Below are 9892 nucleotides of genomic sequence, written 5' to 3'. Positions count from 1 at the left end.
CGACATAAGTCCGTGCCCGCTGGACCATCTCCACGGCACGCTGCTTGGCTTGTTCCCGCGTCATCCGAAACTGATGATTCAGGTGAATATCGGACGTAGAAAGAATGCTCGCCATGAGCCGTTCGACCTCGTCGGATTCATCCTGTTGTTCGTGATCTTCGGTAGCCTTCAGACGATTTTGAACGGAGGAAACGACTTTGATTGGTTCGACGATCCGCTTTTACGCGCCATGTTGGTCGTCGTCATCGTGGCTGTCCCGGTCTGGATCGTCTGGGAGCTCGGAGAACGCCGCCCGGCGATGGATCTTCGGTTATTCACGCATCGGAATTTCTCGGTCGGCTTGCTCTGTCTCGGCCTGGGTTTCCTTTCGATTCAAGGATTGCTTTCCCTCTTCGTCGTTCAACTGCAGATGTTGCTAGGCTATTCCGCGGAGTTGGCCGGTCTGGTGTTCCTCCCCATGCTTCTCTTGGGTCTGCCGATGATCGCCCTGATGCACGAAATCGCAAAACAGCTGGACGTGCGATGGCTGGCTTGCTTGAACGGCCTGGGATTCGCCGCCACGTTTTATTGGATCGGGCTCTTCGATGATCCCCACTCGTACGATCAGATCTTTTGGCCGATGGTGCTCGAGGGCGTCTTCCTCGGCTCGTTTTTCACGCCGTTGACCGTGTTGACGTTGCACGGCCTTTCGGGTGAGCAAATGCTTCGCGCCGCGGAGACGGCCAATATTCTTCGCATCGCGGCCGGCGCCATGGGGATCACCTGGCAAGGGATCGTCGTCTTTCGCCGTCTCCCCTTTCATCAACTGCAACTCAGCGACCATTTCGGCGGGAGAATCTCCGCTTCGTATGACGCGCTCAGTCAGTTCACGACCAAACTGGAGACACTCGGGTTCGATCCCCACATGATCCAACGCCAGGTGCAACTGACGATCAAACAGGCGGCCGGTATCCTCGCCTTGAATGACGCGTTCCTCCTGTCGAGCTATCTCTGTCTGGGGATGGCGGCGCTGGTCTGGTTCGCGCATTCCAGCCGCGTGCCCGTGCTGAAGCCGGCGGAAGCCGTGCGCGAGCGGCAGGCGGAAGAAATGATGGAGCAACCATGATCGAAGGACGATCGATCGTCTCCCCATGGGTCTCGAGCTTGTGTCTGTCGGTCATCGTCATGATGACCGGATGCAGTTGGTGGATTCCGAAAGGGGATCCGCCGGCTACCTATATGGTCTCGCCCGAATTGCAGGAAACCCTTGAGGAGGTCACCAACCGGTTACACAAATGGCCTGACGACCGGTGGTGGGAACAATTCCGGAACGCCGAGCTCAACCGCCTGATTGAGACGGCGCTGCGCGACAATCCGGGGCTCAAGGTGGCCTCGGCTCGTTTGCGGGAGGCGCAAGGGCTGGTGCGTGTGGAAGGCGCACGCCTGCTTCCCTTCCTGGATGCGGACGCGTCCCTCACCTACGAGCGCATCTCGCAACACGGAGTCTTCGCGGCGCTGAATCCTCAAGCCGCGGGAGCCCGCGTCCTGCTCGGCATGATCAATCCTCTCACCTTTCGGTACGAGTTCGACTTCTGGGGTAAATATCGCGCGACGCTCGACGCGGCGCTCGGCCATGCGGCAGCTCAAGAAGCGGAACGGGCTGAAGTCCGACTCCGGCTGACCACCGGCATCGCCCGCGCCTATTTCCGAGGCCATGCGCTTCATCGCCAATTGGAATTGGTCCACGCCATCGTCGATCTACGCCGCCGTCTTCGGATTCTCGCGGAGACTCGGTCCAAACTGGGATTAGATAACGACTTGGCTGTGAAACAAGCCATCGCCGACTATGAAGCGGCAGTCAAACGCCAAGCCTCGGTTCACGATCAGTTGGATATCCAGCGTAATTTGCTCGCCCGCCTCATGGGCACCGGACCGGACGACGGTCGACACCTCTTCACGGCTCCTTCCGCAACCATTCCTGAGCAGGTACCCGTTCCTGAGCACCTCTCGAGCGGATTGCTGGTCCACCGACCAGATTTGGCCGCGGCACTGTATCGCGCCTACTCGGCTGCGCGGATGGTGAAGGTCGCCAGGACGCAGTTCTATCCGACGATCGATCTCACCGCCTTCGTCGGGTTCAACGCCCTGACGTTCACCGGCAACGGCGCCGATAAGTTGGCCAATTTTCTGTTCTCAGGACAGAGTTTTTCCTACGGCGTCGCGCCTGGCCTGCGCTTGCCGATTTTCGAAGGCGGCCGTTTGCGAGGCGAACTGGCGGTGCACCGGGCGGAGTACGATGCGGCTGTGGAACTGTATAAAGACACGCTGCTCTACGCCCTGCGGGAAGTCGCGGACAGCCTGAGCGCCTGGCAGTCGACGCGCGAGATGCTGGAATCGCATCACCGCTTGGTGGCGTCGCTCACCGAGGACTGGCGCCTGGCGAAAGTGCGGGTCGTGTCAGGGCTGGACGACGACCGGGAAGTCCTTCGCCATCGCTATCCGGTACTGGAGCAGGAATATGCTCTGCGGGCACTGGAGAGCGATCAACTGGTAGCGGCGGTGGATCTCATTGAGGCATTAGGCGGCGGATACACCAATCCCGACGTGGAAAAGAAACCTGAGGACCCGACGAGTTGAACGTATGAGCGATACCCATTCCATTCTCCCGCCCTCGCCGCAGCCGGCTGAAGAGTCGTTGCACGCACAACGCAACCGGCGGCTGTTGATCGTGGCCCTCGTGCTGATTTTGACAGGCCTCGCCTATGGCGGATATTGGTGGACGACGGCCCGGCATTGGGTTCAAACCGACAATGCCTACGTGACCGGCAACCTCGTGTCGGTCACGGCGCAGGCCAGCGGGATCATCACGCAAGTGCTGTTCGAGGAAACTCAGTTCGTGAATCGAGGCGACGTGCTGGTCCGCCTCGATGAGCATGAAGCCTCTGCGGCGCTGGGACGGGCGCGCGGGCGACTCGGCGAGGCGGTCCGCCACATCAACTCGCTCTTTTTTACGCAACGACAACTGGCGGAAAAATTGGCGGCTCGCAAGGCTAGGCACGATGTGATCCGCCACGACATGGATCGGTACCGCCGAGGGGTACCCAGCGGAGCCGTGTCGAAGCAGATTCTCCAGAATGCGCTTGATCACTTGCAGGCATTGGAAGCAGATGTGCGGGAAACACAGGCCGAATACGACGCGCTCGACGCCCGGATCGGCGGCACGACAGTGATGGAACATCCGGCGGTCGAGCTGGCGAAACATGAGTTCATCGACGCACATCTCGAATATGCGCGGCAGCAGATCCGAGCCCCGACGTCCGGATACGTGGCCAAACGCAAGGCCCAGGTCGGCGACCGGGTCAAGCCGGGCACGAATCTCATGACGATCGTTCCGCTGGACCATCTCTGGGTGGAAGCCAACTTGCGCGAAACCGACCTGGCGGACATCCGGCCGGGCCAAACGGCCGAAGTGCGCGTGGACCTCTACGGCGGCAAACACACGTTTCGCGGCACGGTGGAAGGCCTGGTGCCCGGCACCGGAAGCCCGTTCGCGCTGTTGCCGCCGGACAACTCCACCGGTAACTTTATCCACATCACCGAACGGGTACCGGTACGGATCGCGCTGGAGGCCGATGAACTGCGCGAGCATCCTATCAGGCCCGGCCTCTCGACGGTCACAAAGATTCGCGTCAACGATGTCGGCCAATCCGTCTGGTCGTCTCTGGCGAAAGCCGACACCGAGGAATATCAGACCGACGTCTACGATAACGAATTCAGCAACGCGGACTCCTTGGCAGAAGAAGTCATGAAAACCCATCTGGTGTCAGGCGGCTCTTCATCCCTGTTGAAGCCAAGCGACGAAGCCGGGCGCCGAAACACGTTTGGGAACGGTCGCGAGTCGGTGGGCGAGAATCGAAGGGTCTGGAAAACGGATACGACTATTTCAAACCTCTTCAAATGAACCGTCGCGTTCGACGAGGGAACAAGAAAGAGTGGGTGGGCGATGAAGGATATCCTCCTCGGATCGATGCTGGCCGCTATCCTTCTGACGTATGGCGCCGTCGTGTACGGTCAGGATCACGACCTATACGGCAATCGTCGAACAAACCCCGTTGGATCACCTGGGATCACAGACCTTCCGAATGCTCACGGTGGATCGCGCACACCACGTATTCCAAGCGCCCCCCCGGAGTCTCATATTCCGCCACGAAGCCCGGATCTTGGCTCACCGACATTCCCTCTGTCTCCGTCCATTGGTCCCGGATCAGGTCTGCTGGGGCCGGAATCCGGTCTCGGCCCTGCGCGACTGCGGTCCGGTCAGGAGCCGGAACACAGGAGAAGACATTTCGATCGACCGGCACGGTAGCCTGTATGAATCGCACAAATACGGAAGCGGTGACGTCACTCGACTCCGGTTGAGCAATCTGCATCGCGTTTCTTGATCGGTAAGGAGGAAAATTATGAAATTCAGAACCATGTTCGCAACGGCCGGCCGAGGAACAGGAAGACGGGCAATCGTTGGGCTATACATCGCTCTACCGGTGCTCGCCGTCGGATGGCTTGCTGCCGATCCGCCTTTGGCTGAAGTCGTAACGAGACCTCAGAACGAACGCAATCTTACGCATTCCCCAAAAGCGTCCGACAAGACGAGCTACCTTCAGACGGGGGGAGCGCAGTTCTTTGGCCCTCCTCCGCCCGAGAAGGCCTCCGCGAATGATGGATTTCGTTTCATCCATCCGGACCCCTATTTGCATGACGGCCATAGGCCCTATCGTGATGTTCATCAGCATCCGAATATTGCCGACGGCGGAGCGTTGATCTTCAGCTGGACATTCGATAAGTAGGAAGGGATCTCGATTATGGCCATGCAGGCTGTAGCGAATGAACCGCGATCGAAAGAAGAGATAAAGAACTTCCTCACCGGCAGCCAAGCCGCGCGGAAGTTCTCGAAGCGTTCCAACGTCACGATAAAACAGACGACCCTCGAGCCGAGGAACTTGAAGAATACTCCGGATGCGTATGAAGAAATGGTGCTGAAGCGGCTTGCAAACCAACGGGCCTCGACCACGCCGATCGTCGAATGGATCGACGGCGGAAAGCTACTGAGAACCATGATGCCGATCTACTATTCGGAGGATTGCCTCACCCGCGACGGAAATCCCAAAGGGATCCTGGACATTTCAGGCTATCCGAGAGAGGGTGCTCGAGTAGGAGAACTGGCGGGGGTCATCAGTATTTAGATCCCCTCGGACCATCGGTAACAGACAGCCCGTGCCGACGGAGGAAGCGACGGGGTGATCTGTTACCGATGATCCTCGAGAAGCTTAGTTCAGCACCGCGGTCAATTGCGGCCGCGATTCCCCGCTATTCTTGTCTTTTGCCGGCTTGCGGTCCAGCACTTCTTCCACACCCGATTTGATCGCACGGCCCCATCGGCTGGTCTGCATCTGCGCCTTGCGGGCATAGCGGCTGATGCTTCGACGAGTTTCCACACCGGTCTGTGGAGCGAAGAGGAGCCCGAGTCCCGCTCCGATGACCGCCCCACCGGCGATGAATGCTGCTGCCTTGGCGACCTGATTCCCCTGCTCCGACATGGTGAACCTCCTCATAATGGTGAATGAGCCGGAAGATCGTTCAGCAATTCTTCCTAAGCCGAGACCATTGAGCATGCTCTGTGCCAGGATATGAATGCGCGTCAAGGAGAGGATTCCCGCGAAAAACAGTAGGTGGCGTTTTTTGTCAATGAGAGGTGACTAATATTTGGTCTCTTTTTCTCGACAGAGCGAACCACAGTCGTTTCAGAAAACCAACACTTTCAATTCGTACAGACTTGCAAAGCAGCCATGGAAGCCGCTTTGCTGGCGCCAACCTTTAATCGTCTCTAATCTTTGCGCGCTTGCATTGACAAGTGAGCCACCGTATGATCCTGCGGCAACTTTTGCCGGAGGTCCCAAAGGGTACTGTGATGATGCTTGATTCGTGTTTCCCTCAAGCTATAAACGTCGTCTCACGAAGGACTATTCTGAAAGCACAGTAATGGGCCATCCAGCCGCCATCCCCTATCCCGATATCGACCCGGTTCTCGTGTCGCTGGGCCCCATCCAGCTCCGCTGGTATGGGCTGATGTACCTGATCGGCCTGACCGCGGCGTACTTTCTCATTCAGCACAAAGTTGCCCGGAAAGGGTTGGCGATCAGGAAAGACCAGATCTACGACATGGTCGTTTACGCGGCCTTCGGCGTGTTTCTCGGCGGGCGGATCGGTTACACCCTCTTTTACAACTTTTCGTACTATAGCCAAAATCCACTGAAACTCCTCGCGGTCTGGGAAGGAGGCATGTCCTTCCACGGCGGGCTCCTCGGAACCATTATCGCGCTGATCTGGTTCAGCCGAAGGCAAGGAATTCCAGCCTATACCATCGCAGACTTGGCAGCCTGCGTCACTCCCATCGGCCTAGGGTTCGGCCGGATAGGGAATTTTATCAATGGTGAACTCTTCGGTCGGCCGACAGACGTGGACTGGTGCATGGTCTTTCCAGCAGGGGGGCCTGCTTGCCGCCATCCCTCGCAATTGTATGAGGCCACGCTGGAAGGCTTTGTCTTGTTTACAGCATTATGGTGGATCGATCGACGTCCTAACCCGCCCGGCACAGTCTTTTGGAGTTTCATCACCGGTTACGGCATCAGCCGACTGATCGTTGAGCTCTTCCGTGAACCCGATCAGCACTTAGGATTTCTCTTGGGACCGATCACCATGGGACAAATCCTTTCCTTGCCCATGGTGGTGGTTGGAGCCGTCATGCTTCTCTTGGGCTACCAGAGGGAAAGCCAAAAGTCGGTGGAGTTGAGCTAAGGCAGTGCTTCGACTCGGGACTCGAATCTCGATACTCACTTAGTACGGCATCTCGTCGTCGTCCAAGCCCACATGGTGGCCCAGTTCGTGAACGACCGTGTCGTACACTTCCTGCACCACTTCTTCCGGGCTTTCACACAGTCTCAGGATCGGTCCGCGATAGATGGAAATCCGTGGCGGGCATTCCCCTCCCGACCTGAAAAATGAATCAGCCGCCAGCGACTGTCCTTGGTACAAGCCAAGCAAGTCGTCCTCGCCGTCTAGATCCAGATCCCGCAAGACCTCTTCCGGAGGTTCTTCCTCTACCACGACGGCGATCGATTCCATCAACTTGGCATACGGGGAAGGCAGATCAGCAATCGCCTGTTGAACCAGCTGCGCAAAGGCTTCAGATGAGATATGGTCCCGGCCGGCCATTTCCATTGTCTCCTACCCTCATAATTCTACCGCCGCGGCGCAACGAAGGAACAGACAGTGAAACCGGGGCTCAGATCTCAGGCTCTGTTTCACAGCCGCCTTGTACACCTGGCTTTGCACTCGGTATCGCTCCGCATGAAGCACCGCCTCATCGGCCAAGACAGCATCCGTTTTATAATCGGCGATCCAAAGCTCGCCATCAAACTGATAGATGATGTCGATGACTCCTTCCATGACCTGCCTGTCCCCCCACGGCATGATGAACGGAACCTCTCGACCAAGGATCCGGGATGAACGGAGACGCGCATAAGCTTCCGATCGACTGAACGTTGCAAGGAGATCGTTCACGGATTCAGCGACTGTTCCGGCATGGGATTGATCGTCCGGTCCAAGGACCGCCTGAAGGGCTGAGGCAACCTGCGTATATAAGCCGGATGGGTCCTGTGAAAAATCCCATCGCTCGAGCAGACGGTGGGCCACCACACCGGCCAACCGCCCGATCTCCGCATCTTGTCGAACCTGAGTCGTCTCGCGTATGACCGACGCCGCTGATTGGCCCAGCGTCGTGGGCGTCACATGATGTGGAGTTTGACGAATCTCAGCCCATCGAGCGGTCCTTATCTTCCACAGCTCGGCAACTTTCTCGTGGTCAATCAGTGCCGTACTGTCCGCCCCGTCCATGCGTCGGCTGGGCCGCTTCCGTTCCGGTGCTCTGATGACTCGATGGGGAATCGCGCTGCCTCCGACCTTCAAAGCCTCAGTTGAGGCGGTTCCGATTTCCCCTGTACCAATGTTCCGCAGCAGGTCGAAAACCGTTTCACCGACCGATCGGGTCGTGCTCCCCCCTGATAATAACAACAAGTCCTTGGCCCTGGTCATCCCCACATAGAGCACCCGTCGCCGTTCCGCCTCCTCGCGCAGCCGCAGCTTGTGATGGACCATCAGCGAGCCGAGAGACCAATGGCGGTCCAGGGAAAGCCCGTAGGTTCCACTCGACCAATCATAGGAGACATGCGACACGCCCCGCTCCCGCCCGCTCCCCTGATGGAGGCCCGGCAGCACGACAATGGGAAATTCCAACCCTTTGGCTTTATGAATGGTCAAGACATGCACGGCTTCGAGCGATTCCTCGGCGAGAGGGCTCTCCGATTCGTCCGGTTGTTCTTCAAGCCGGGCGATCATGAGTTCCACAAATCCGCTCAAGGTCATGTGGGGACGGTCGGCTAATGACGCAGCCATTTGTTTCACCTTCATGAGATTCGCCACGGCCTGTTCGCCATGAAGTGACGCGGCAGCCAAGTCCAAAATCGGCAATCGGTCGAACATCAGCTCGATGGCCTCGGTCAATGGCAGCACAGGGATCATCCGGTGGAGCCAAGCCAGATGTTCATACAGTCTTCGAACGGCAGCGGCACGGGCATGGAGCCATCCCTCCAGGCGCGCCGCGCGGAGATAATTGAAATGCCCCGCCTGCTTGAGCTCATAAAGTTCCCGATCCGTCAGACCACCGAGTGGCGAACGAAGGAGGCCGGTCAAGGCGACCTCGTCATGCGGATGCTCCAAGACCCTCATCAGATTGACGAGGTCGAGCACCTCTTGGCGGCGATAGAAATGTTTTTCCCCTTCGATGACATAGGGAAGGTCGTGCCGGCGCAAGGCATCGAGGTAGGCATCGGCTTGCGTGAGCTTTCTAAACAGCAACGCCACATGGCCCGGCTTCATTGCAGGACGACTCAGGACCTCGTCGGTCAGCCAGCGGGCCAGTACTTCGCTCTCGCCTCTCGTCGCCCCTGCGGCATCGAATGTCTCTTCTTCGCCATCCGGCGTTGTCACGCTGAGACGAACGCCCGGCTCGATCGACGCCGCGCACCGTTGAGGGTGAGCCTCCAGACGGACATTCGCCGGCTGGACCAGCGGCCTCCGTTCGAACAGCCGATCGAAGATCTCATTCACCGGTTCCAAGACCGCCGCGTCGCTTCGGAAGTTCGTCGTCAATGTTTGGGCCATTCCACCACCCGCTGTGATTTTCTCCATAACGCGATCAAAGGCTTCGATATCGGCACGCCGGAAGGCATAGATCGATTGTTTCGGATCTCCGACAATAAAGAGTTTCCCCGGTTCGAGCAGCATGTCGTGCCAGACGTCGGCCCGGCTGCCCTGCCGCTCCGAGACGGCAAGGATGATCTCGTACTGCACCGGGTCCGTATCCTGAAATTCATCGACCAGCACGGCTCGATAATCCCGCTTAATCCGCTCACGGACGGACGGGTGTTCGAAGAGAAGTGTCCGTGCCCGCGCCAGCAACCCGTCGAACGAAAGCCAGCCTTGCCGAGAAAAGGTCTCGCGAATGTTCCGCACCAGCGGAAGGAGCAGGGTCAAGAGTTCGTTCAAGAATGCATGGTCGACCGACAGAAGCTGTTGCGCCGTCCGAATGAGCGCGGCGGCCTCTTTGAAATCGCTCTTCTCCCATTCACTCACAGCGTTCCCGAGATCCTTGTCGAGCCATTCTCGTTCTGACGACGTCAAGTCTTGCCGGCCCGGCAGCCCTTTTTCCGCCACAAGCCGCATCACAGACCCCGTCGCAGCGAGCATATGTTCGACTTTGCGGCGCTTCGGCCGGTCATACGCGTTCATGAGCTGATTC

At 58.3% G+C, this 9892-nt stretch carries 10 protein-coding genes; 6 read left to right on the top strand and 4 right to left on the bottom strand.

Going from position 1 to position 9892, the window contains the following annotated elements:
* The 3 genes from ACOSYY_RS02360 to ACOSYY_RS02350 all read left to right on the top strand — a co-directional run.
* The coding region (locus ACOSYY_RS02360) for an efflux MFS transporter permease (RefSeq protein WP_526023267.1) at positions 1-1105 on the top strand (1105 nt) is incomplete at its 5' end.
* A complete protein-coding gene (locus tag ACOSYY_RS02355) occupies positions 1102-2616 on the top strand; it encodes an efflux transporter outer membrane subunit (protein WP_421660666.1) in 1515 nt (504 codons plus the stop codon). The genes ACOSYY_RS02360 and ACOSYY_RS02355, both read left to right, overlap by 4 nt.
* A gap of 4 nt (positions 2617-2620) precedes the next feature.
* Complete coding sequence (locus ACOSYY_RS02350) at positions 2621-3940, top strand: HlyD family secretion protein (protein ID WP_421660665.1); 1320 nt, start codon at positions 2621-2623, stop codon at positions 3938-3940.
* Between the two features lie 166 nt (positions 3941-4106).
* Here the strand turns inward: ACOSYY_RS02350 and ACOSYY_RS02345 are convergent, their stop codons facing one another.
* Complete coding sequence (locus ACOSYY_RS02345; protein ID WP_421660664.1) at positions 4107-4409, bottom strand: hypothetical protein; 303 nt, start codon at positions 4407-4409, stop codon at positions 4107-4109.
* 30 nt (positions 4410-4439) lie between these two features.
* On the opposite strand from ACOSYY_RS02345, the gene ACOSYY_RS02340 reads away from it, so the two are divergent.
* Complete coding sequence (locus tag ACOSYY_RS02340; RefSeq protein ID WP_421660663.1) at positions 4440-4823, top strand: hypothetical protein; 384 nt, start codon at positions 4440-4442, stop codon at positions 4821-4823.
* Between the two features lie 15 nt (positions 4824-4838).
* Positions 4839-5219, top strand: a complete 381-nt coding sequence (locus ACOSYY_RS02335) for a Tll0287-like domain-containing protein (RefSeq protein WP_421660662.1) — start codon at positions 4839-4841, stop codon at positions 5217-5219.
* A gap of 84 nt (positions 5220-5303) precedes the next feature.
* Here the strand turns inward: ACOSYY_RS02335 and ACOSYY_RS02330 are convergent, their stop codons facing one another.
* On the bottom strand, positions 5304-5573 hold the full coding sequence (locus ACOSYY_RS02330; RefSeq protein ID WP_421660661.1) for a YtxH domain-containing protein: 270 nt from the start codon (positions 5571-5573) through the stop codon (positions 5304-5306).
* Between the two features lie 460 nt (positions 5574-6033).
* Here ACOSYY_RS02330 and lgt point away from each other — a divergent pair, with 460 nt between their 5' ends.
* Positions 6034-6831, top strand: a complete 798-nt coding sequence (gene lgt, locus ACOSYY_RS02325) for a prolipoprotein diacylglyceryl transferase (RefSeq protein WP_526023268.1) — start codon at positions 6034-6036, stop codon at positions 6829-6831.
* A 39-nt stretch (positions 6832-6870) separates the two neighbouring features.
* Here the strand turns inward: lgt and ACOSYY_RS02320 are convergent, their stop codons facing one another.
* Both ACOSYY_RS02320 and ACOSYY_RS02315 read right to left on the bottom strand, forming a co-directional pair.
* Positions 6871-7248 carry a metallopeptidase family protein gene (locus ACOSYY_RS02320; protein ID WP_421660659.1) on the bottom strand — a complete coding sequence of 126 codons (378 nt, stop codon included), beginning with the start codon at positions 7246-7248 and terminating at the stop codon, positions 6871-6873.
* An 18-nt stretch (positions 7249-7266) separates the two neighbouring features.
* Positions 7267-9892 (bottom strand): UvrD-helicase domain-containing protein (locus ACOSYY_RS02315; protein ID WP_421660658.1); only part of this gene is annotated, 2626 nt, incomplete at its 5' end.

It is taken from the genome of Nitrospira sp. BLG_2, assembly GCF_049222245.1.
This window is presented reverse-complemented; position numbering and strand designations above follow the sequence as displayed.

Bases quoted from the DNA above. Each gene is read 5' to 3' on its own strand.
- ACOSYY_RS02355 (WP_421660666.1), top strand. From the start codon at position 1,102: ATGATCGAAGGACGATCGATCGTCTCCCCATGGGTCTCGAGCTTGTGT.
- ACOSYY_RS02350 (WP_421660665.1), top strand. From the start codon at position 2,621: ATGAGCGATACCCATTCCATTCTCCCGCCCTCGCCGCAGCCGGCTGAA.
- ACOSYY_RS02335 (WP_421660662.1), top strand. From the start codon at position 4,839: ATGGCCATGCAGGCTGTAGCGAATGAACCGCGATCGAAAGAAGAGATA.
- ACOSYY_RS02320 (WP_421660659.1), bottom strand. From the start codon at position 7,248: ATGGCCGGCCGGGACCATATCTCATCTGAAGCCTTTGCGCAGCTGGTT.
- ACOSYY_RS02345 (WP_421660664.1), bottom strand. From the start codon at position 4,409: ATGCAGATTGCTCAACCGGAGTCGAGTGACGTCACCGCTTCCGTATTT.
- ACOSYY_RS02340 (WP_421660663.1), top strand. From the start codon at position 4,440: ATGAAATTCAGAACCATGTTCGCAACGGCCGGCCGAGGAACAGGAAGA.
- ACOSYY_RS02330 (WP_421660661.1), bottom strand. From the start codon at position 5,573: ATGTCGGAGCAGGGGAATCAGGTCGCCAAGGCAGCAGCATTCATCGCC.